Source organism: Anabaena sp. AL93, assembly GCF_001672085.1.
Taxonomy (GTDB): Bacteria; Cyanobacteriota; Cyanobacteriia; order Cyanobacteriales; family Nostocaceae; genus Dolichospermum; species Dolichospermum heterosporum.
On sequence record NZ_LJOU01000058.1, the window covers coordinates 1 to 22150 of the forward strand.

17 protein-coding genes and 2 pseudogenes are annotated in these 22150 nt (G+C 37.6%); 10 read left to right on the forward strand and 9 right to left on the reverse strand.

Going from position 1 to position 22150, the window contains the following annotated elements:
- A pseudogene (locus AN486_RS15590) lies at positions 1–205 on the reverse strand (hypothetical protein); the annotation flags it as partial.
- Positions 206–306: 101 nt separating this feature from the next.
- Here AN486_RS15590 and AN486_RS15595 point away from each other — a divergent pair.
- Positions 307–894 (forward strand): hypothetical protein, encoded by a 588-nt coding sequence (locus tag AN486_RS15595; protein WP_290601444.1) that lies wholly within the window; start codon positions 307–309, stop codon positions 892–894.
- A 200-nt stretch (positions 895–1094) separates the two neighbouring features.
- On the opposite strand, the gene AN486_RS15600 is transcribed toward AN486_RS15595, so the two are convergent.
- Together AN486_RS15600 and AN486_RS15605 are read right to left on the reverse strand one after the other, a co-directional pair.
- On the reverse strand, positions 1095–1979 hold the full coding sequence (locus AN486_RS15600; protein ID WP_168634751.1) for a CoA-binding protein: 885 nt from the start codon (positions 1977–1979) through the stop codon (positions 1095–1097).
- Positions 1980–2056: 77 nt separating this feature from the next.
- Entirely contained in the window at positions 2057–3289 is a 1233-nt protein-coding gene (locus AN486_RS15605; RefSeq protein ID WP_190382772.1) for an ATP-grasp domain-containing protein, read from the reverse strand.
- Positions 3290–3598: 309 nt separating this feature from the next.
- Here AN486_RS15605 and AN486_RS15610 point away from each other — a divergent pair, with 309 nt between their 5' ends.
- The 4 genes from AN486_RS15610 (at position 3599) to AN486_RS15625 (ending at position 7587) form a co-directional block, all read left to right on the forward strand.
- Positions 3599–5521, forward strand: a complete 1923-nt coding sequence (locus AN486_RS15610; protein ID WP_290601446.1) for a hypothetical protein — start codon at positions 3599–3601, stop codon at positions 5519–5521.
- Between the two features lie 299 nt (positions 5522–5820).
- A complete protein-coding gene (locus AN486_RS15615; RefSeq protein ID WP_053540522.1) occupies positions 5821–6228 on the forward strand; it encodes a GFA family protein in 408 nt (135 codons plus the stop codon).
- Positions 6229–6440: 212 nt separating this feature from the next.
- The gene (locus AN486_RS15620) at positions 6441–6842 is read left to right on the forward strand and encodes a CAAD domain-containing protein (protein WP_234413237.1); all 402 of its coding nucleotides are present in this window, start codon (positions 6441–6443) and stop codon (positions 6840–6842) included.
- Positions 6843–7212: 370 nt separating this feature from the next.
- Positions 7213–7587 (forward strand): hypothetical protein, encoded by a 375-nt coding sequence (locus tag AN486_RS15625; protein ID WP_053540524.1) that lies wholly within the window; start codon positions 7213–7215, stop codon positions 7585–7587.
- Here AN486_RS15625 and AN486_RS15630 read toward each other — a convergent pair.
- Positions 7584–8012: pseudogene (locus tag AN486_RS15630) on the reverse strand (Uma2 family endonuclease); the annotation flags it as partial. The gene AN486_RS15625 and the pseudogene AN486_RS15630 sit on opposite strands and share 4 nt — an antisense overlap.
- 194 nt (positions 8013–8206) lie before the next feature.
- On the opposite strand from AN486_RS15630, the gene hemC reads away from it, so the two are divergent.
- The 4 genes from hemC to AN486_RS15645 all read left to right on the forward strand — a co-directional run bounded on the left by hemC (position 8207) and on the right by AN486_RS15645 (position 12235).
- Positions 8207–9175: a hydroxymethylbilane synthase gene (gene hemC / locus AN486_RS15635; protein ID WP_053540525.1), complete on the forward strand. Its 969-nt coding sequence runs from the start codon at positions 8207–8209 to the stop codon at positions 9173–9175.
- A 75-nt stretch (positions 9176–9250) separates the two neighbouring features.
- Positions 9251–9337, forward strand: coding sequence for a hypothetical protein (locus tag AN486_RS26695; protein ID WP_335337452.1), 87 nt, complete (start codon positions 9251–9253; stop codon positions 9335–9337).
- Complete coding sequence (gene glgA / locus AN486_RS15640) at positions 9334–10803, forward strand: glycogen synthase GlgA (protein ID WP_290601465.1); 1470 nt, start codon at positions 9334–9336, stop codon at positions 10801–10803. The genes AN486_RS26695 and glgA overlap by 4 nt, the downstream gene beginning before the upstream one ends.
- Positions 10804–11713: 910 nt before the next feature.
- Positions 11714–12235, forward strand: coding sequence for an SMI1/KNR4 family protein (locus tag AN486_RS15645; protein WP_081424294.1), 522 nt, complete (start codon positions 11714–11716; stop codon positions 12233–12235).
- A gap of 80 nt (positions 12236–12315) precedes the next feature.
- Here AN486_RS15645 and AN486_RS15650 read toward each other — a convergent pair whose 3' ends face one another.
- Positions 12316–13434 carry a GTP-binding protein gene (locus tag AN486_RS15650; RefSeq protein ID WP_027404496.1) on the reverse strand — a complete coding sequence of 373 codons (1119 nt, stop codon included), beginning with the start codon at positions 13432–13434 and terminating at the stop codon, positions 12316–12318.
- 553 nt (positions 13435–13987) lie between these two features.
- Here AN486_RS15650 and cysS point away from each other — a divergent pair.
- Entirely contained in the window at positions 13988–15451 is a 1464-nt protein-coding gene (gene cysS / locus AN486_RS15655) for a cysteine--tRNA ligase (RefSeq protein ID WP_290601452.1), read from the forward strand.
- 350 nt (positions 15452–15801) lie between these two features.
- On the opposite strand, the gene AN486_RS15660 is transcribed toward cysS, so the two are convergent.
- The 4 genes from AN486_RS15660 to AN486_RS15675 all read right to left on the reverse strand — a co-directional run bounded on the left by AN486_RS15660 (position 15802) and on the right by AN486_RS15675 (position 22093).
- A complete protein-coding gene (locus AN486_RS15660) occupies positions 15802–16389 on the reverse strand; it encodes a hypothetical protein (protein WP_053540527.1) in 588 nt (195 codons plus the stop codon).
- Positions 16389–17630 carry a glycoside hydrolase family 10 protein gene (locus AN486_RS15665; RefSeq protein ID WP_053540528.1) on the reverse strand — a complete coding sequence of 414 codons (1242 nt, stop codon included), beginning with the start codon at positions 17628–17630 and terminating at the stop codon, positions 16389–16391. The genes AN486_RS15660 and AN486_RS15665 overlap by 1 nt, the downstream gene beginning before the upstream one ends.
- Before the next feature lie 258 nt (positions 17631–17888).
- Positions 17889–18260, reverse strand: a complete 372-nt coding sequence (locus AN486_RS15670; protein WP_168634745.1) for a response regulator — start codon at positions 18258–18260, stop codon at positions 17889–17891.
- Between the two features lie 197 nt (positions 18261–18457).
- The gene (locus AN486_RS15675; protein ID WP_290601455.1) at positions 18458–22093 is read right to left on the reverse strand and encodes a GAF domain-containing protein; all 3636 of its coding nucleotides are present in this window, start codon (positions 22091–22093) and stop codon (positions 18458–18460) included.
- Positions 22094–22150 lie beyond the last annotated feature (57 nt).

The following is a 22150-nucleotide window of genomic DNA, read 5'->3' on the forward strand; positions in this document are numbered from 1 at the left end:
AACGGTGGTCTGCTTGCGATAAGATATGTGTTAACCAGATCACTGCTACATTCCCCAAGCTTTGTCCTCGCCAATTTCCATGGGTGGGGAAGTTTTTATCTATTAGCTTTTGTACACCCATCCGTTCTATCTGTGTGAGTAGTACGGGTATGTCATCTACTCGTTCGTTTGTAATTATGGATTCAGTTGCCATAACGTCGAACATATACTTACTTAGCTTATTTTGTATAACCTGTCTCTGATTATACTTTTATCTGCACATTTTTCCTAACTCCCTAAAAAATGGGCGAACCGGGAGTAATAACTTTGACTGCTAATGAATTATCAGTATTAGCCCAGACTCGACAGCCCACAAATACAGAACTAAGAAAATTACGTCAAGAACTTCAGCAACATATTATTAGATTAACTAAAAACAATACTGTAGGCACTGGACATCTTCAAGATAGCCGTACTCAAGTAGAAAAGAACACAAGAGAATCCTTTGTACGTGCTTGGTCAAAGACAGAACCAGAATTAGCACCTTTCTTTGGTTTGTGGGTGGGATACGAAAATATTAGTCATATCTATCCATCAAATAGTAAGGGTCGTGTTTGTGTTGTTGAAACAGCTGAAGGTTCTGGTCGTTTAACTACTGGTGTTTTCTCTAATGGAGTTATAAAAACCAATATTGGAGAAGTGCTATTCAAAGAAGGAAATTATTATTTAGGATCAGCATTGCTCAAAAATGGCAGATTTGTCAGCAATAATAGTGAGATTCCTTTACGTAGTCCCAGACCTGTTGAATCACTAAGTGGATTACTTGAAAATATATTTGAAGCATCAGAAAAAAATCAAATTTCTCAACAATTTAAAGCTGCTGGTTGTACTTCTAGTACCGTGCGGAGTAAGTAATTTTTTTGCATTACTATATCACGCATATCCCTACTTGTACATACCCTGCAAACTCTCGAAAGTGGGGGGAGAGTGAAAAACTACCAGAAATCTCTATGTTGCTTTCCTGTTCCCTCTCCTCAATATGAAATTTATTTTGTCGGACTACTTGTAAGCTGTTAGACCGTCAGGAGATAGCGTTGACGGTTTTTTTGTGAGAACTAAGATTTCATAATTTTTTTGAGTAGTTCAGGAATTTGAACGGGACTGTTAGCAACGGGAATTTTTGCGGCTTCAAAAGCAGCCAATTTACTTTCTACTGTACCAAAAGTTGCAGAACGTCCAATTACAGTTGCTAAAGTCCCTGTTTGTTGCCAATTTCGCGCTGGTGGTGCGTGTCTACCGGCAATATAGGCAATTACAGGTTTGTCAATTGCTTCTGTAATATATTGTGCTGCTGCTTCTTCGCTTCCCCCACCAGGTTGTCCGATTAAAACAATCGCTTCTGTGGTGTCGTCTTCATCGAGAATTTGTAACCATTGGAGGAATGAAGAGCCAACAATAGCATCACTACCAATACTGACACTAATTGATTGTCCTAAACCCGCTTTTGTTAATTCCCAGGCGACTTCGTAGGTGAGGGTACTACTACGACTAACAATACCCACAGAACCAGGAATATAAAATTCGCTAGGTTGAATACCCAGGAGAATTTTCCCCGGAACGATGATTCCTGGACTATTAGGTCCAATAATCAAAGTCTCACAAGCTTCTGTTTTGCGAAGAAGTTGTACCATGTCCAGTGGTGGAACGCCAGCGGTAGTAATGATAATTTGGGGGATATTAGAGGCGATCGCTTCTAATGCTGCATCCAAAACTTGATAAGGTTGAACACAAATAATTGTGGTGTCAATCTGTCCAAATTTGGCAACAACCTCCTCTACTAAATCAAATACTGGTAGATTATATATTTTTTGTCCACCATAACCAGGCTTGACACCAGCTACTAAATTTGTGCCATAAGCTTGCATTTGAGCAATATGGGTTGCGGAAATAAATTCACAAAATCCCTGAATTAAAACTTTACTTTCTGGTGTTAGGTTCATAGTTTGTCAGTTGTCAGTAGTAATTGGTAATTGGTAATTGGTAATTGGTAATTGGTAAAAATATGGACTCCTGCCTCTTACCTTTTTTTTACTACCGGAGTCTTTGCTAAACGAACTGCTTCCTTGACGGCTTCATCTAAATTTTCTACAACTATTAGTAATTGATCGGAGGTTTTCCGTGCGGCTAACTCTTCTCTGACATGATTGAATTCCGAACCAGCTAAACGGAGGATTAACCAGGGTAAATTCAATGGTTGCTGACTTTTATTCCCATTGGCGGGTGACACCCCAGATGTGATTTGGCTTCTGTCTGAATGGAGAAATTGGCTAATAATTTCTGGGAGTTGGTCAACTTGCGGAATAGTCCCCAAAAAGTTGACTAAAATAACTTGAGTATTCTGATCATTTACCAAATTTGTCAAACTACTAATCAGGCGATCGCTAAAAGTAGTCTGTGTTGTATCACTCATGAAAGTATGGCGCAAATTGACACATTTACCAGGATGACCATGAGCATTAACAACCTCATCCAATGTTGTTAAAACAGAACCTTTACCATTGCCTATTATGCAGATTTTACCCTGCATTTCTATCCCATCCCACCTACTCACCAAACCGTTATTTTTTTTATTACCATGAAGAAGACCAACCATTTTGGCAGCCATATCGGCTATTTCAGGATGACGGTTAATAGCCTGTTTATTAACACTGACCTTACCATTAAGAGCCATCACTTGACCCGCAGAATTCACACCCAGGGGATGAATCTCCACCAAGTCCAAATCCTTTTGGACAAATAACTGGTACAGTTTCTCCACAATATCACTCACAGTCTGCATCAACGCCCCCTGTAAGCCCATTTTTAAAGCCAGTCGTCTAGCATAAAATGGAGAAAATTCCTGTTGCACCACAACGTGCTGAATTTTTTCTCCCGCTGTCTCCCAGTCAATATTTGCTTCTGTGCAACCCAATAAAACGGGACGACACAGCGCAGTATCTAAAACTACAGCTAGATAAAATTCTTCCTGGGCATCATATTTTGATTCTGCCAATAAAACTTCTGGCAGTTGCCCCCAAATTGGTAGATTAAATATATTCTGTGCTGTAGCGATCGCATCAATTGTGGTTTCTACAATCCTGACTCCACCTGCCTTTTCCCTTTCCCCCGCTTGCACCTGAGATTTCAGCACAATCGGGTAACGAATTTTTAACCGTTTTAAATCTGTAGGATGGTCTATTCTTTGAGATGGTAAAACAGGAATCCCAATTTTACCAAACCATTCTTTAACTTGGTACTCTAATAAATCCATTGAGACACACCTTGTATTAACAAGTCTGACGCGCTTTCTCTGATGCTATCCGATATTTTACCCAATACCGAAAATTATAGAATTTGGTTTTGCTTAACTGAAAATTTATTTTGACATTGGATTGTCTAATTTATAATCTAGCTGTATAAAAAAATAGAAGTCTAAATCAATACCCTAGACTGTGTTCTTCGTGACAAATTTAACCTTCTGCTAGAAACTGATTGTATAAGATGTAAAACTAGGATTTGCATCCCATCCCCAATACCTTCGATAATCAAAACTATATAGAAAGAGTGGCGGTAACGCTTTATGAAAGCAACAGTTCAACAAGACGATCTCAAAGTTTTAGGCGATATCTTACAAGAAAGATTAGTTGCCCAAGTGCTTGATAGTAAAGATTTCCAGGTAAAATGCGCTGTCCAAAATGATGAATTGATGATTTTAACTCAACACCCTGCTGAGGTCACTGTTAATACACAGCAAGTTTTTGAGGTGTTAGAACAAGCACTACAATGGCAATTTAGCTACCAAACCCAACGGGTAAGATTTTTCTTGAGAATTTCTGGAGAAAAGCGCCCCTATACTCAACACTTCCTAGATTTTCAGATACCCAGTGAAGATACAGATAGGGAAACTGAATATGGTTTTCAGATCCCTAGTGGAGATGCAGATAGGGAAACTGAATATGGTTTTCAGATCCCTAGTGGAGATGCAGATAGGGAAACGGTGGAAATAGGACATGAGAGAGACACTCTCTTCCTCAATTCTGATCTGCAAACACCATCACCTCCATTTACAGAAACGGAACAAGAACCCATTGCTGATTCATTTTTCTCTAATTCCGCAGAATCTTTTTCAGACTATTCACTGCCAGACTCAAATTTATCTGCGGATGAATCTGAGACAATGGAGGATATTGAAGAAAATTTTGATCCCTTTGCGAATATTCCCGATCAACCCAAAAAAAGACAGTTATCATTATCACTTCCTCCCTTACTGGTTATAATTGGTACGGCTGTAGTAATTGCTATTCTTTCCGGTGGTGGTATTTTCGTTCTCCATCGTGGTTGTGTAATTTCTGAATGTAAAGAATTGCAAACAGCCCAGCAATTTAAAAATGAGTATCAGCAACAGATCAAACGTACCAAATCAGAAAGAGACTTATTAACAGTGCAACAACAACTAGATGGGGTAGTTGCCGATTTGCAAAATATTCCTCAGTGGTCTCCCCGTTATCAAGACTCTCAGCTATTAGTTAATAGTTTTTCTGAACAGTCAACGAAAATCAACCAGGTGCTAAAAGCCTTACAAATGGCATCTTCAGCCCAAAAAGCAACTCAACCCCCTGCTAAGAGTTTAGATGAGTTACGTAATAGACAAAAGTTGTGGAGACAGGCAATCACTTCATTAGAGATAATTAAGCCTAGTAATGAACTCTATGGATTGGTAAAAACTAATTTACCAAGTTATCAAAATACTTTAAAAAGTGTTAATGATCAGTTGCTCAAAGAAGAAACCTGGTTACAGAAAATCGCCAATGCCACAACTCTCGCAGAAGCCGCTACTAAACGTCAAATCACGGCTAAATCTGCTCCTGAATGGCAAAAGGTAGAATCTGATTTCCAGACAGCAATTAGTACCCTCAAAATTATTCCTATAGGTAGTTTAGGATCTGAGGATGCCCGCAAGCTGTTGGCAGAATACCAACCAAAAATTATTGTAGCCCGCGATCGCGCCGAAAAAGAACAATTAGCAGCCACATCCTATCAACAAGCTATTAAAGCCGCTAGTCAAGCCAAAAGCTATGGTAATCAAAATCAATGGCAAAGTGCGGTTAAGTCTTGGGAACAGGCTGTAGAAAGTGCTAAACAGGTGGGTCAAGATACTTTCTATTTCAATCAAGCTAAACCCCTGATTGAAACCTATGCAGCATCTCTGAAACAGGCACAAGAACAATTCCAAATCTATGGTGATTTAACTCAAACCCGTGTTGAACTCAAAAGCACTTGTACAAATACGATTAGAATTTGTACTTTTAGTATTGAGAATCAGAAAATTAGTGTCCGCTTAACTCCTGAGTATGACCGATTATTTCAAGCCAATAATCCACAAATACAAAGTCATTTCCAAAGCTTGAAAGATGCTCTCAAAGCCATTAGTCAAAATGCCCAACTTCCTGTATTCATCTATAATTCCCAAGGACAGGAAAGGTATATGTGGCAACCAGGGTAGGGAGTGGGGGAGTGGGGGAGTGGGGGAGTGGGGGGAGTAGGGGAGTAGGGGGAGTGGGGGGAGTGGGGGGAGTGGGGGGAGTAGGGGGAGTGGGGGAGTCTCTGACTAGGAATGCAGTTGATGAGGCTCTGCCTCTAATATCATTGAAGGCAGAGCCTTCTAGAATTCATTCCCAGTCAGAGACTGGGAACGAGATGAAAATTAGTTCCCTCCCCAAAGCATCGGGGAGGGTTAGGGAGGGGTAAAAAATATTTGATACATCAACCTCACAATTCGCGTTAATCAACTGGAGAAACTTAATGTTAAGTAAAGATCAATCTGTTACTTATGAAGGTGGTTGTCACTGTGGTGCGGTGCGGTTTCGGGTAGTAGTTAATAGTCACAAAGTTGATGATTGTAATTGTTCAATTTGTTCCAAAAAAGGATTTTTACATTTGATTGTTGACCAAAACCAGTTTACTTTGCTACAAGGGGAAGATGTTTTAAAAACTTACAAATTTAATACAGGAGTCGCACAACATAAGTTTTGCGGAGTTTGTGGAATTCATTCCTTTTATATTCCCCGTAGTCACCCTGATTGTATTGATGTTAATGTGCGGTGTTTAGATGGAAATGTGCTGAGAAATTTTGAAATTTTACCTTTTGATGGTGCAAATTGGGAGGAAAATATTCATAAATTAAAGGCAGGTGATAGCAATTTTATGTGAAGCTGCACAAAATCATAATCATCCGTATTTATCCGCGTTTATCTGCGTTTATCTGCGGTCAATTATTCTTAACATCTTATTCTAGCCAGCTTCATCTTAATTTAGTATCAAATAAATTTGTTTTTTAATAATTGGAATTTAGCCTCTAACCTGCTATATTTTAATCACGTTAATTCATTTTTCAAAAATGTTGTAATTCCTAAAGGATAACTATGATGGAAACTCAAGCACAGCAACCAGAACAGGGAAATTATTCTCCACCACAAAGTTTACCAGAATTACCTGCTGCTAAGGAATCTGCATCTCAATGGCAACAAATTATTAGAAAAATTGTTGAATTTTTAAACCGACTGCCAGATGATTTAGGCAGTTTTTTTAACAACAATAAACAGGGTTTAATCACTGTAGCCTTAATTTTATCAGCTTTTGTCACAGTTAAGGTAGCGATCGCATTACTAGATGCTGTTAATGATTTACCGTTGCTACAACCGATTTTAGAGTTGATTGGCTTGTTTTATTCTATCTGGTTTAGTTTCCGTTATCTCCTCAAATATGAGACTCGGCAAGAATTAGCTCAGAAATTTAACACCTTCAAACAACAATCTCTAGGATAAAGATTTTTGGTATTGCTGAATTGAGGTATGAAAATCAAAAATTCCCTTTCTGAAACTCTTAATCTTTGCGCCTTTGCGCCTTTGCGTGAGACTAATTCATACTTTCATTCACCAACGCCAGATTTTTTTTGGGGATATTAAAATGTAGGTTAGCTATAGACTAGCCTACATTTTTATTTTGGATTTGACTATGTAAAATCTATCTATAGATAGATAATTTTTATCAAAATATTTTTGGCAATTATTCCCAAAGACAGTAGGTTTATTTGTTAGAAAATTCTAATCTGGTTTGTGTAATGCTGAAAAAAGGCTGATTGTGTCAGTAACCCAGCCCTAAAGACGCTGATTTTCCCACTTACCGCGAGGTTTTATGAATGAAAAGATTAGCGCAGATACCTATGATCGGGGCATAATCCCCGCAGAAACAGCAGCACGAATGAAAAGAGAGGGAGCAAGTTATAAACACCTGCCAACTGAAGAGGATCTTGCCAGTGTGTCTACTGATGACCAAACCAATGTTTACAGTATTCGGACAACGGACGGTTATACTGTGGACAAAGAAGGGTTGTTGAATAATTATCCAGTTGAACCGGAAATGTATTATGAAGTTCCTGGTGATGCGCGGGAGGTAGCAGAACAAGAAAAAGCCGAACGGATACAGGAATTGCGAGAAGTAAATGAAGATAAAACAGGTCTATTAACAGAGAATTTTGATAAGCGAGGTAGAGGCCCAGGAATAATCTAATTTACCATTTCTTTGATTTTCTCCCGAAAGGCTATGGCGGCATCTAGAGGTTCATCTGCTACTACGTATTGCGCCGAAATTGACAAATCTAAGTTTGGCAATAATTCACTTTTTTTAACCAATTCATAATTTTCACCGCGCAGATGATAAACGGCAAATTGATTGTTTTGAAAAAACCAAACTTCCGTTACACCTAATCTTTTGTAAACTTCTAATTTATCAATTCCCCCACTGGTGACTACAACTTCAATGGCAAAATCAGGAACTTCTTTTTCTATGCCTAGACAGTAGGATTCATCTGGTTCTACTCCTCCTCTTTTCGCTTGTTTACGGAAGGTTGTAGAACCAAGGGGAAAATAGCGAATGCGTTTTTCTTGAAAGTAAATTTCCAGCAAAGATCCAATAATCGTTTTACGAATTTCATTATATTTTAATTTCCATAATTTCCAGATCCCCGACTTCTTTGAGAAGTCGGGGATCTATTTCAAGAATTGTAAATAAATGTAAAGTTACTGGCACAGAAAATCTTCACAGAATTATCCCGATTTAATCCAGTAAGTCACTCCCTGCGGTAGTCTAGATAAATGTTAATTTATCGCCTGGTTTGACAAATAGTTTTATGACTTCAGTTTCTAGTTCTGCACGCACTATTCGTATTGGTTCACGTAAAAGCCAACTAGCTTTAGTTCAAACATACTGGGTACAAGCGGAACTCCAGAAAAGCTTTCCCGATATTACTTTTGAAGTCCATACCATGTCTACCCAAGGGGACAAAATCCTGGATGTAGCCTTGGCTAAAATTGGCGATAAAGGACTATTTACTAAGGAACTGGAATTGGGCATGATCAATAAAGATATTGATTTTGCTGTGCATTCTCTCAAGGATCTACCGACTAATTTACCAGAAGGGTTGACCCTAGCAGCAATTACAGAACGGGAAAACCCCGCAGATGCGGTGGTGCTGCATAAAAAGTATCAAGGCGAAAAACTGGAGACTTTACCAGCGGGTGCGGTAATTGGGACTTCTTCTTTGCGAAGATTGGCACAGTTACGCCATAAGTTTCCTCATTTTACGTTTAAGGATGTGCGGGGAAATTTGATCACACGCATGGATAAATTGGATGCTGGTGAGTATGATGCTTTAATTTTAGCGGTTGCTGGTTTAGAAAGATTGGAAATGAGCGATCGCATCCATCAAATTCTTACCCCCGAAATCTCCCTCCATGCTGTTGGACAAGGTGCTTTAGGGATAGAATGCCGTGCAGATGACACTGAGGTAATTGGCTTACTGAAAGCTATTGAACACCAGCAAACACGCGATCGCTGTCTAGCAGAAAGATCATTTCTACGAGTTTTAGAAGGCGGTTGTCAAGTTCCCATTGGTGTAAATACAGAAATTAATGGTGATCAATTAACATTAAAAGGTCTGGTTGCCAGTGTTGATGGTCAACAAATAGTTAAAGATACCGTCACCGGTGCGGCTGCTGATGCTGAAAAATTAGGCGCACAACTAGCTGGCATTCTCAGAGAAAAAGGCGCTACAGAAATCCTAGAAAAAATCTTTACCGAGATTCAACGAGGATCATAAGGTGATAGGTTACAGGTGACAGGTGACAGGTGACAGGTGACAGGTGACAGGTGACAGCCAAGAGAAGAGAGTTTAATTACCAATTACCAATTACCAATTACCAATTACCAATCACCAATTACCAATTACCAATTACCAATTACCAATTACCAATTACCATGAAAATTTTATTTGTAGCGGCAGAAGCTGCTCCCATTGCCAAAGTTGGCGGCATGGGGGATGTTGTCGGCGCATTACCCAAAGTTTTGAGAGCAATGGGTCATGATGTGCGGATTTTTATGCCTTACTATGGCTTTGTTCCTGACAAAATGACAGTTCCCAAAGAACCCATTTGGAAAGGTTTAGCCATGTTCCAGGAGTTTGCGGTTTACGAAGGTGTACTGCCCGGTACTGATGTTCCTCTGTATTTATTTGAACATCCAGCTTTTCTGCCTCGGCGGGTTTATGGTGGAGAAGATGAAGATTGGAGATTTACCTTATTTTCCAATGGTGCGGCGGAATTTTGCTGGAATTACTGGAAACCGGAAATTGTCCATTGTCATGATTGGCACACAGGAATGTTACCAGTTTGGTTGAATCAATCTCCAGATATTACTACTGTATTCACCATTCACAACCTCGCTTATCAGGGTCCTTGGCGGTGGTATTTAGAGAAAATTACCTGGTGTCCCTGGTATATGCAAGGACACAATACAATGGCAGCCGCTGTCCAGTTTGCCAATAAAGTAAATACAGTGTCTCCCACCTATGCCGAACAAATCAAAACACCTGCCTATGGTGAACAAATAGAAGGGTTATTATCTTTTGTTAGTGGCAAATTATCAGGGATAATCAACGGCATAGATACCGATATTTATGATCCAGCCAATGATAAATACATTGCTCAACCCTTTACCATAGATACTTTAGATAAACGCAAAGCTAACAAAATAGCCCTGCAAGAAGAAGTAGGTTTAGAAGTTAATTCTAATGTCTTTTTAATCGGCATGGTGACAAGGTTGGTAGAACAGAAAGGGATGGATTTAGTATTACAAATCCTTGACCGCTTCATGGCTTATACAGATGCTCAGTTTGTCCTTTTGGGAACAGGCGATCGCTATTATGAAACCCAAATGTGGCAACTCGCATCCCGTTATCCTGGACGCATGGCTACCTATCTCCTGTATAATGATGCCCTTTCCCGTCGCATTTACGCAGGTACAGATGCCTTTTTAATGCCTAGCCGATTTGAACCCTGCGGCATCAGCCAAATGATGGCTTTGCGTTACGGTTCTGTTCCCATTGTCCGTCGTACAGGGGGATTAGTTGATACCGTCAGCCACTTTGATCCAGTCAATGAAGTGGGTACAGGTTATTGCTTTGACCGCTATGAACCTCTGGACTTATTCACCTGCATGATTCGCGCTTGGGAAGGTTTCCGTTTCAAACCCCAATGGCAAGAATTACAAAAACGGGGGATGAGTGCAAACTTCAGTTGGTATCAATCCGCTAAAGAGTACGATAAGCTTTATCGTTCTATCTATGGTTTACCAGAACCCGAAGCAATCCTAGAACTAACGCCAGAACCAAAACTAGAACTAAAACCAACACTAGAACTAAAACCAAAACCAAAATCAAAATTAGTTTAAGAGGATGTTTGAAAAGTATCAGAATTAATCGAGATCCCCCCAACCCCCCTTACAAAGGGGGGCTAAATTCCTCAAAGTCCCCCTTTTTAAGGGGGATTTAGGGGCATCTGCGGGTGTCAGATCCTACACGAAAAAGTTTTCAAACAACCTCTAAGGTGTTGTAGTAAGTTGGAATTTTAGACAATATTAATGGGGTATTTATTTGAAATGCCCCTTTTTAATCCACGATAGTATAAAATTAAAAAAAGATGGATTGGTTAGAGCGCGTCGCAGAAATTCGCAAAATTTGTAACGTGCCAGCACCAGCCCGAAATGTTGCTATTGCTAGAGTAAGTAATTGAACAAAAATATTTACAGTCATTGCGAGCGAAGCGAAGCAATCACAACCCTTGCGATTGCTTCATTTCACTTCGTTCCATATGGCTAACGCCACGCAACGCTTACGCAATGACATTGTGTAATTAGTTCTGTCTCACTACTTATTAGAGGCAATCGCCGAAAAATATTTGACACTCCCCGGTCTAAAAACGCGGGGATTCTATAGAGAGTTTCAGTCTATATCTCTCAGTTATCCCAGCTTCAGGCACTGCCTTAAATATTTGGGTTCTTGCCCTGATCCTGTTTGCCATTACTGGCAGAATCATCTCTGCTTGCGGTGAGCGAAGCCGAACTGACAAGCGTAACTTTCCGAGAGTCCCCCGGTAGGTTTTTAATGTCTTTGCTGACGATTTAATTGTATCACGAATATGAATTAAAATTTGAAATAATTTCAAATTTTTAAATTAATGTCAATGCAGGATAAAGGAAAGCCTCTAGCCTTCATCCCTTGTCTAAAGCACAGATGTAGCTGACTTAGGAAGCTACATCTTCAAGGGTTTTCGGCATTTCCCTTATAAAGGAGTCGGTAGAAATGTCAATTTGCAATTTACCCGCACGACTTAATCTTATTTTTAATGACAATCCTCTTTCCCCCTGTTCGGATTTAGAAATAATTCAACTTGAACGACAACGAGGTATTAAGCTGCCCAGCACTTACAAAGACTTTCTAAAAATGATGGGGCATGGGGCAGGTAAGTTTTTACGTGGTTCAGATTGCTTTTATCAGCATTTGCCACAAATTCAAGAATGGGCTAAACAACTTTTAGTAGAAAATGATTTTCCTCAAGCTTTACCAGAGGATGCTTTTGTATTTTTCATGCACCAGGGATATCAGTTCAGCTTTTTCAGACTTTCAGAAGGTGATAACCCACCAACTTACTCATATTGCGAAGGACAAGAACAGCCTGATTTTGTCAAAAGTCATAATCAGTTTAGTGACTTTTTATCTGTGGAAGTCAATCTTTATTTACAGTCCTTGATGCTTATAGAAGGCTCTGCCTTCAATAATATTAGAGGCAGAGCCTCATCAACTGCATTCCTAGTCAGAGACTAGGAACGAGATGTGGTAGGGATTTGAGCTTAAGTTGACACCAATGGTTGGGGGTCTAGATATGATCAGAAAACAACTAATTACTACTTGCCAAATCCCTTACCTCTAGTTACCGAAGGAAGACAAATACAGTTTTCTAACTGCTGGAGTAAGGTTTCGGTATCTAGATTTTGACCAATTAACACTAATTGATTTTTCTTTTCACCTTTCCATTGATCATCATCAATAGTAAAGCGTTTACCGCAAAGATGGAAAATATGCCGTTGCGGACTTTCATCAAACCACATAATCCCCTTAGCACGGAAGACATTTGTGGATAATTGGTTATCTAGAAAATGTTGAAACTTTTTAATTGAAAAAGGTTTATCACTTTGGAAAGAAATAGAGAGAAAACCATCATTTTCTAAATGGTCAGAATGGTGATGATGTTCATGATCATGGTGGTCATGTCCACAGGTAGAATGATCATGATCGTCGTGATTTTCGTGTCCACAATCAGCATGATCATGGTGATCATGATCATGATGTTCTTCTGCGTGGTTATCAAAATATTTATCAGATTCAAACAACCCGACACTCAGAATCAAAGGAAGGGGAACTTGGGATTTTGTTGTGCGAATAATTCTGGAACCTTCTTTGATATTGTTAATTTTTTTCTCTAAATCCTGTAAAGTTGGTTCATCAACCAAATCAGTTTTATTGAGAATAATCACATCACCATAAGTAATTTGACTCAAAGCAGCTTCAGAATTGAATAAATCTAAGCTATAATTTGCTGCATCAACTACAGTAATAATAGAATCTAACCGAGTTAAATCTCGTAATTCTGAACCTAGAAATGTCATAGCCACAGGTAAAGGATCTGCTAAACCTGTTGTTTCTACAACTAGATAATCTAGCTTTTCTTCTCTTTCTAAAACTTTGTAAACAGCATCAACTAAGTCATTATTAATGGTGCAACAAATACAGCCATTACTTAATTCAACCATATTTTCGTCAGTGGAAATAACCAATTCATTATCAATACCAATTTCGCCAAATTCATTCACTAAAACCGCAGTTTTTACACCTTGCTGATTTGTGAGAATATGGTTGAGTAAAGTGGTCTTACCGCTACCAAGAAAACCTGTAATAATGGTAACTGGTAAACCTTGCTTGGCAACTTCCATTGCGTGAGATTCGGAATTAACTGTTGTTGGCATAGTCATGAAGGGGATTTTGGTGTATTCTAAATTTTATCTTGGTTTTGTCCACTCGGCATTAGAGTAACGCTAAATTAAGATGAAGCTGCGTAGAATAATATTTCCAGAATCATTGACCGCAGATAAGGGACTTCCAAATAAAAAAATACTCAACCACCTAACGCAAAAATCTCTCAAACCCTTATTCCTCTGTGTCCTCTGCGCCTCTGTGGTTCGTTAATCAGGATAATTTATTTCTTGGAAGTCCCTAAACGCAGATAAACGCAGATAAAGCCGGATGAATTAATGGATTCTATGATTCTGTGCAGTCTCATATAAAATTGGTATTACCTCCAAGTGTTGTAGGGTGCGTCAGATATTAATAATCTGTTTATTTACAAGATTTATGCAGTCTGACGCACCCTACTACCGCAAGGCGGAAGTCCTGAACAAGATCACGAAGTTTTACTAATAAGAATTATAGCCAATTATTAGCTACTAAAATTTTCATTTACGCCATTGTCATCAACTTGGGTTATTATTGTTTATCGTCCGATTTCCGCATTACTCTATTATGACCCTATCTATTTACAATACTCTTACCCGTCGTCAAGAACAATTTACCACCGTCGAACCTGGAAAGGTTAAGATGTATTACTGCGGTGTGACGGTTTATGATTACTGCCATTTGGGTCATGCTAGAGCTTGTATTGTTTGGGATGTAGTGCGTCGTTACCTTCAGTTTATTGGTTATGATGTGCGTTATATCCAAAATTTTACTGATATTGATGATAAAATTCTTAAACGCGCACGGGAAGAAGATTCTTCGATGGAAGTTGTTGCAGAACGCTATATTCAAGCTTATTTTGAGGATATGTCCCGGTTAGGAATTAAAGAGGCTGATGAATATCCCCGCGCGACACATACAATGAATGGGATTCAAAGATTAATTCACGATTTAGAACACAAGGGTTTTGCGTATCCGTCTGCTGGTGATGTGTATTATGCTGTCCAAAGTTTTGCTGAATATGGCAAACTTTCGGGACGCAAATTGGAGGATATGCAAGCTGGTGCAAGTGAACGGGTAAATGTCGAAGATGCAGAATATCAAAAGAAGCGATACCCCTTTGATTTTGCCCTGTGGAAGGCTGCAAAACCCGGTGAACCTGCGTGGGAGTCTCCCTGGGGAAAAGGTCGTCCAGGATGGCATATTGAATGCTCGGCGATGGTGCGCGATCGCCTGGGTGATACTATAGATATTCATGCTGGTGGTGCTGACTTAATTTTCCCTCACCATGAAAACGAAATTGCTCAATCAGAAGCCGTTACTGGAAAACCTTTAGCTAATTATTGGTTACACAATGGCATGGTGAAGGTAGATGGGGAAAAAATGTCCAAATCCTTGGGTAATTTTATCACCATTCGTCAATTATTAGATCGGGGTGTAGACCCAATGGCGGTAAGATTATTTGTGATGATGGCACAATATCGCAAACCCATAGATTTTACCGATGATGCTATATTAGCCGCCACAAATGGCTGGCATACCATCAGGGAAGGATTACTTTTTGGTTATCAACATGGTAAAAAATTAGAGTGGGATGAATCTAACCTCATCCAAAATCCAAAACCCAAAATCCAAAATTCTGAGATTGAGAAATTCAAAGAAGCTGTTGATGATGATTTTAATTTCCCCGGTGGATTAGCAGTAATTTTTGAATTAGCAAAAGAATTAATTCGGGAAGGAAATATTATTGTTCATCAAGGCAAAACAGAAACTTCCGCCCATGAATTACTGGAAAAATGGCAAACTTTAATTACATTAGCAGATGTTTTAGGTTTAACGGCTAAACCAGAAACAGAAACACCTGTACAGGATGGATTAAGTGATGTGGAAATTGAGGAACTAATTCAACAAAGACAAGCAGCAAGAAAAGCCAAAAACTTTGCTGAATCTGATAGAATTCGTGATCAATTATTCACAAAAGGCATTACCTTAATAGATAGCAAAGAAGGTACACGCTGGCACAAAGGATAAATCAAGAATTAGGAACTAAAAATAAGATGCGGCTTGTCCTGCCTTTGTAGAGACGTTCCATGGAACGTCTCTACATCTTTTCTGGAGATGTCTAATCAAAGTTAAATTACCCCCCTTAATCCCCCCTTATAAAGGGGGGAAACCAGAAAAATTAGTTCCCTCCCCAAAGCATCGGGGAGGGTTAGTGTGGGGTAATTTGAAGAATAATGGTGATTCGATAACTTGTGTGTACACCGTAGCCTAAGAGGAGAGGGAAAAGGAATAATATTTAATACTGGACGGGCTTTGAACTTGTTCTTTGTATGATAAAAAAGTCTAGCTTCTAGCCGTTTTGAGTATATCAGCAAACCCTATAAATCTTTAATTATTTTCACCGCAGAGATTCCTGTTAATATTGCCACCAATAACCAGGTAATAGCTAATCCCACTACTTCCCCTAAAAATAAATTAGTAATTCTGTGCAAAAATAAGCCGATAGTTGAACCAATAGGCATAGCTATCATCCAACTTATAATATTGACAAATATCCATTTCCATGATGAAGGAAATGATGGGGGAATAGCTAAACACCATTGTGATATACCAATTAATAAACCACCAATACCACCAACAATAATGCCTAAAAAAATTCGCGTAGGTAGAAACGCAGAAATAGTCACAGTCCAGCCCAAAACACCAACACCTATTACTGCAATAATTATCCAAGAAAAAAGAGTAGATAGTACCCATTTTCCAGGAGAAATAGATTGTCTGAGAAGATAACTTTGGGGGATAGAAATTGTTAAACTCCCTATAGCAGCTTCTAAAACACTCATATCTGGTTTTTCACTGACTTCAATCATTAATAAACTCAATAAAAACCCCAGGAAAGTAGCAAAAACCCATTTAAAGGTAAAATTTAAAATTATATAATTAGATTTAACAGATGATAATTGCATTATATTTTCTTCAATCTTAATGGTCTAACAGCTTGAGTATCAAACATCTGGAGAAACGCCCGACGACGTTGATAAGGCGATTCGGGAGTAATATAACCCCATAAACTTTCCCAATAGAAAAAAGAGAAACCAGCAAGTTTTTGCTTGCGGACTATTTTTATTTGTTCCTTAACTTGATCAATCTCTACAGGCTTTAATAAATTTCCGGTTGAGATACCAATAGCTACAGGAATTTTCTTCATAGCCGATTTTATTGATGGTTTGGACATTTCTGTGATGAAAGAGGTTTTTTCACTTCTGTATACCTGTAAAATCAACTCATCTATTAGATCTTGTTTTACCCAATTTTCCCAATCTTGTAAATAGTATTTATAAGCAAAATATTGTGAGTTTGGAGAAAGAGATATTTTAGCATAGGGTTTAATTGCTTTTACAGATTTAGAAATACTGTCTATAAATGCAGTAATTTTATTAGCCCTCCAGCGCATCCATTCTGAATCAAAAGGATTACTTGGTGGTTTTTTTCCTCGATGTTCTTTTTGATAAAGATTTACCGTAAAAGCATCATAACCAAGCTGTACAGGCATTCCAAAATGATCATCAATTTGAATACCATCTACATTATAATTTTTGACAACTTCTAAAATTAACCCGCGAATAAAGTTCTGAACTTGAGGATGTAGAGGATTTAGCCAAGCTTGTTTATAAACCCCATTAATCATATCTTCTCGTAAGTTTTCAGATATGGATTCTACACCCTTTTGTCCAATAGTTAACCAGTCTGGATGTAGTTTAGCTAATGCAGAATCAGGAGGAGTCATTAACCCATATTCAAACCAAGGAATTATTGTCAAATCTTTACTTTTAGCTAATTTAACTACCTTGGCTAAAAAATCATTTTTACCATGAATAAAATTCAGCAAAGGTTGACTATCTGAACCTGTGATTTTTTTGGCTAAAGGACTTTTATAAAAAGTGTAACCTCGATTCCAAACTACGGGATAAATGGTATTGAAATTAAGTGCAGCTAATTGATTTATTGCCCTTTCAATACCCCAAGGGATATAAAAGACACCACTGGCAACATTAGTCAGCCAAACACCACGAATTTCTGTAGTTATAGGTAAAGAATTTGAATTTTGAGTATAATCAGGATTTGCAAAAATGGGAAATATTGTTAAACTGATGACAAATCCCAAACATAAAAAATATCCAAAAACTTGCTGAAATACAGAATTCATTTGTTAAATAAATCGAGATTGCTAATATCCATATAACTACAAAATCTAATTTTATTATGGGGATTAGATAAAGATATGGATATTTTTTAATAAAACAGTAAAAAAGACACAATATTTATGTGCCTTTAAGAATTATAAGTGATATGTGAAGAATTTTAAAGATTTTTTTAAGATGGTAAAACTGCTTCTCTTCCTCCATTGAGGATATTTGCAGCCTTGGATCTGAATTCTGGTGTGAGTAATGCCATAGAACATATTTCATTGCAACATCTCTGTGATTTGTTCTACCAGTGTAAAGGGTTCAAATGGTTTGCTAATTATCCCTTTAACTCCTAAACTGCGATATAGTTCTAAATCTGAATTTTGGACTTTAGCAGTCATAAAAATTACTGGTATTGCTTGGGTCTTAGGTTCACTTTGCAATAAACCAAATAAAGTTATCCCATTCATTTCTGGCATCATTACATCTAAAAGGATGACATCCGGTTTTTGTGTTTGTGCTAAACTTAAACCTTTTTTCGCACTATTAGCTATCAATACTTGCCATGATCCAAATTCTTCCAGACAAGTGGAAATAAGAAATCCCACATCATCATTATCATCTATTACTAAAATATGTTTTTCTGTCATTTTTTTATTGAACTCCAAAATAAAAATAATTTATGAACATTGGTATCAACTTAAGCTGAAATAGTTGTCCCACAGTCATTCTACCCCTCCCCTTAGTCCCCTCCCCTCAAGAGGGGAGGGGAGATTTTGCGTCAGCAAAAGCGGGGTGGGGTTCTTTGCGATTGATTAATAATTGAGTAAGTTCTGTCACTTGTCAACTACTTAGGGATAGAAAAATAAAAAGTGCTACCTTGTCCTACAACACTTTCTACCCAAATTTTGCCCCCATGCTGTTTAATAATAGTATCACAAATAGCTAAACCTAAACCTGTTCCTCCTTTTTCACGGGAGTCACTAGCATCTACTTGTTGAAACTTACCAAAAATTGTTTCTATTTTATCGCTAGGAATACCCCTCCCTTGATCTTGAATTTTAAATAAATGGCTATCTGGCGTTTCTTCCACAGTGATTTTGATGGTAGTGTGAGGGGGAGAAAATTTAAAGGCATTACTGATTAAGTTAACAAGAGTTTGCAAAATTCTGTCTTCATCTATCCACAATTGCACAGAATTACCTAATATTTGTAAGGAAATATTCTCTTCTTTGGCTAATGTTTGGATAGAGTCTACAGCCTGGTGTATTAATGTCATCGCATCGCAGGATTTTTTATTCAAGACAAATTTGTTAGTTTCTAGTCGTTCTAAATCAAGAATGTCATTTAATAACCTTGTTAAACGTTCGGCATTACTAGCAGCAATATCTAATATTCTCTGCATTTTTTCTGGGTTATTTCTGATGCCACTAGTAGTTAGTAATCCTAAAGAACTACGAATAGATGTTAATGGAGTTCGTAATTCATGACTAACTATGGAAATGAACTCACTTTTCATTTTTTCCATTAATCGATTATCTGTAATATCTTCGATAGTGCCGACATATCCCACAAATTCATTAAGATCAGAAAACATGGGAACAGCAATTAGCCGACAAATCCGAACAGTTTTATCTTCATGGACAAAACGTATTTCTGTAGCGAGTTGCTGATGTGTTGATACTCCCTCATTCCACTGAGGTGAAAATACTTCTAAATCATCAAAGTGAATAAAATTGATCCAGCTTTCTCCTAATGATTGTTCTAGGGTAAAACCACAAATTTTCTGACAGCTAGGATTGTTATAGATCATTCTTCCTTGGGTATCTGTTTTAAAAATACCTACAGGTGCAAATTCATTGAGAGAACGAAATAAGTTTTCACTACGTCGCAAAGCTGTTTCAATTTTTTGACGTTCTTGTAGTTCTTGTTCTAATTGTTGGTATAGTTCTGATTGTTGAATGGCAATGCCTACTTGTGTTGCTAATTTTTGCAGGAAATCAATTTCCCAAGGTTGCCACTGTCTTGATGTCCTACATTGATTGGCAATTAATAGCCCCCATAATTTTTGTCCCTGCATAATAGGAACTGACAATTTGGCTTTGATTTGAAATTGCGCTAGTAAATCACGATCACATTCAGATAGATCGGCTGTATAAATATCTGCTATGGCTAGAAAGCCTCCTTGTGTGTATCTCCTGACGGTATTTTCCATCAAGTAAGTATTTTTAACGCCAGCATTTAACGCAGGAGTCCAAGCATCATCAACAGATTCCACCACTACATATCCACTGTAGTCTCTGTAGTCTGACTGAAAACGATAAATAAATACTCGGTCTGCTTGCATAAATTCCCGAACTTCATTTACAGCAGTGTTGAGGATTTGATCCAGATGCAAACTTTGACGAATACGTAAGGTGATCGCCATCACCAGTCTTTCCTGTTCTATTTGCCGTTGTAATGCTGCTTGAGAATTTTCTAGGTCAACAGTTCGGTTTTTAACTCTGTTTTCTAACTCTAAATTTAGTTCTTGGAGTTGAATTTCGGCAAGTTTGCGATCGCTAATTTCTACCAGAGTCCCTAAAAATCGCACAGCTTGACCTGCATCATTAAAGAAAAATTTCCCTCTACTTTCCAGCCAATGAATACTACCATCAGGGCAAAGCATCCGAAATTCTTGATAATAATCATGCTGCTCAACTAAAGCCTTATGGATAGCTAAATCTACAGATTCTCGATCTCGTGGATCAATGAGGGTTTTAAAAGCATCATAAGTATCTATAAAATGCTGTTCTAATAGCACACCCAATTGATCATGACCAATAGACCAAACTATAAGATTTTTCAGTAAATCCCAATCCCATACTCCCATTTGTGCGGCTTTTAAAGCCAGCATTAATTGCTGATTAATTTTGGCAATTTTCTCAGATTGCTGCAAAAGTAACCCCACAATTATATTTCTCAATTCTTTAGCTATGGCAATTTCGCATTGCTGCCAAGGTAACGATTTTAATTTTACTATTTCTTGCCATAAATCAAAGGATTTATGGGGAGATAGCCGCACATCACCACTGGCAGTTATTTTTACTGGTTTATTAGGATCACCTGCCCAATTAACAGTTTGAATTAATTCAGGACGAAACCAGAAAATATACTGTTTATATTTTTGAGAAATCATTACTGCTAACAAACCGCTACCGACATTTTTAAACTTTTCTGCTTGTGGATAAATTTTAGATAAACAATCTGTTTCATAAATATAATTATCTACACCTTGATTAAACATAAGATTTTCTAAAAAATTACGGATCTTCTTAACTTCCTCCAATACAGGAGTTTTGCCAATCATTGTGATATGTTCGGCATCACAAACGGCTACTCCTTCAGCAGCTACCAATTCTAAAAGTTTACTTCTATTTTGAATTAAAGTTTCTATGTAATGATCATTTTTAGTAAAATCATTCAAAAAATTAGATAAAACTTCTTTCAAAATAAGTTTGTAGTCTAAATATTCATTTTCTTCTTTGGCAGAGATTTCTAAAGACATCACCCTACCGATTAATTCGCAAGCAGTTCGCAATTTATAGCTGATATATTTAGGCGATAAATAATTATGACAGGCAATTAAACCCCATAATTTTTGTTCTCGAATTAATGAAATTGACATAGAAGCAGTCACACCCATATTTTTGAGATATTCAATGTGTATGGGAGAAACACTTCTTAAAACACTGTGACTAAGATCCAAAGGTTGATTATTGCCTAAATTATTCAGAGATATTAGTTCTACAGATTGATAATTCACATCAGGAATTAACCGCAAAGGATTAAGAGTATATAATACTCTAGCTTGTTTAGGAACATCCGAAGCTGGACAATGTAAGCCCAGAAAAGGACTTAAACTTTCTAATTTATCTTCTGCTATCACATGACCTGCACCTTCACGATCAAATTTATAGATCATTACTCTGTCAAAACCTGTCAGATTACGAATTTCTGTCACCATAATTTGCCACATTTCATCCAAATACACTAATTTTTGCATTTTGCAAATAATCGGTTGTACTAATTGGTAAAAACTCAAAAAATCATCTTTATTGTTTGCAGTAACAGCTTCTAATTCCAGAATTATGAATCCATTTGATTTATGAATAATGGCATCAAAATTTTGCTTTCTTGTTTTGGTATGAATACATAAATCCAACGGGTTAAGTTTTTCAGATATTTCTGCTAAAGATTTTTTTATTAATTGAATTTGCCTGTTATTGAATAATACTTTGAGGTTTTTACCTAAAATATCTTGAGGAGGAATACCAAGTAAATCAATAGTATTTTGACTAATTTGAATAATGTTTAATTTAGGTTCTTCTAAAACTATGAGAATACCATGCGGCTGAATTAAACTAGGAATATGTATAGGTTCTTTGTCGCAGTTATTTAAATCTATTGGTGTATTTACTGGTAGAACATTGATTTCGCTCATATATAACTCCCATGGTAAACGATAAATCTTAAAAAGGTAAACCAAATCATGAGAAAT

Bases quoted from the DNA above. Each gene is read 5' to 3' on its own strand.
- AN486_RS15675 (WP_290601455.1), bottom strand. From the start codon at position 22,093: ATGAGCGAAATCAATGTTCTACCAGTAAATACACCAATAGATTTAAAT.
- AN486_RS15660 (WP_053540527.1), bottom strand. From the start codon at position 16,389: ATGCAATTATCATCTGTTAAATCTAATTATATAATTTTAAATTTTACC.
- AN486_RS15605 (WP_190382772.1), bottom strand. From the start codon at position 3,289: ATGGATTTATTAGAGTACCAAGTTAAAGAATGGTTTGGTAAAATTGGG.
- AN486_RS15615 (WP_053540522.1), top strand. From the start codon at position 5,821: ATGTTAAGTAAAGATCAATCTGTTACTTATGAAGGTGGTTGTCACTGT.
- AN486_RS15645 (WP_081424294.1), top strand. From the start codon at position 11,714: ATGTCAATTTGCAATTTACCCGCACGACTTAATCTTATTTTTAATGAC.
- AN486_RS15610 (WP_290601446.1), top strand. From the start codon at position 3,599: ATGAAAGCAACAGTTCAACAAGACGATCTCAAAGTTTTAGGCGATATC.
- hemC (WP_053540525.1), top strand. From the start codon at position 8,207: ATGACTTCAGTTTCTAGTTCTGCACGCACTATTCGTATTGGTTCACGT.
- AN486_RS15670 (WP_168634745.1), bottom strand. From the start codon at position 18,260: ATGACAGAAAAACATATTTTAGTAATAGATGATAATGATGATGTGGGA.
- AN486_RS15665 (WP_053540528.1), bottom strand. From the start codon at position 17,630: ATGAATTCTGTATTTCAGCAAGTTTTTGGATATTTTTTATGTTTGGGA.
- glgA (WP_290601465.1), top strand. From the start codon at position 9,334: ATGAAAATTTTATTTGTAGCGGCAGAAGCTGCTCCCATTGCCAAAGTT.
- AN486_RS15600 (WP_168634751.1), bottom strand. From the start codon at position 1,979: ATGAACCTAACACCAGAAAGTAAAGTTTTAATTCAGGGATTTTGTGAA.
- cysS (WP_290601452.1), top strand. From the start codon at position 13,988: ATGACCCTATCTATTTACAATACTCTTACCCGTCGTCAAGAACAATTT.
- AN486_RS15625 (WP_053540524.1), top strand. From the start codon at position 7,213: ATGAATGAAAAGATTAGCGCAGATACCTATGATCGGGGCATAATCCCC.
- AN486_RS15620 (WP_234413237.1), top strand. From the start codon at position 6,441: ATGATGGAAACTCAAGCACAGCAACCAGAACAGGGAAATTATTCTCCA.
- AN486_RS15650 (WP_027404496.1), bottom strand. From the start codon at position 13,434: ATGCCAACAACAGTTAATTCCGAATCTCACGCAATGGAAGTTGCCAAG.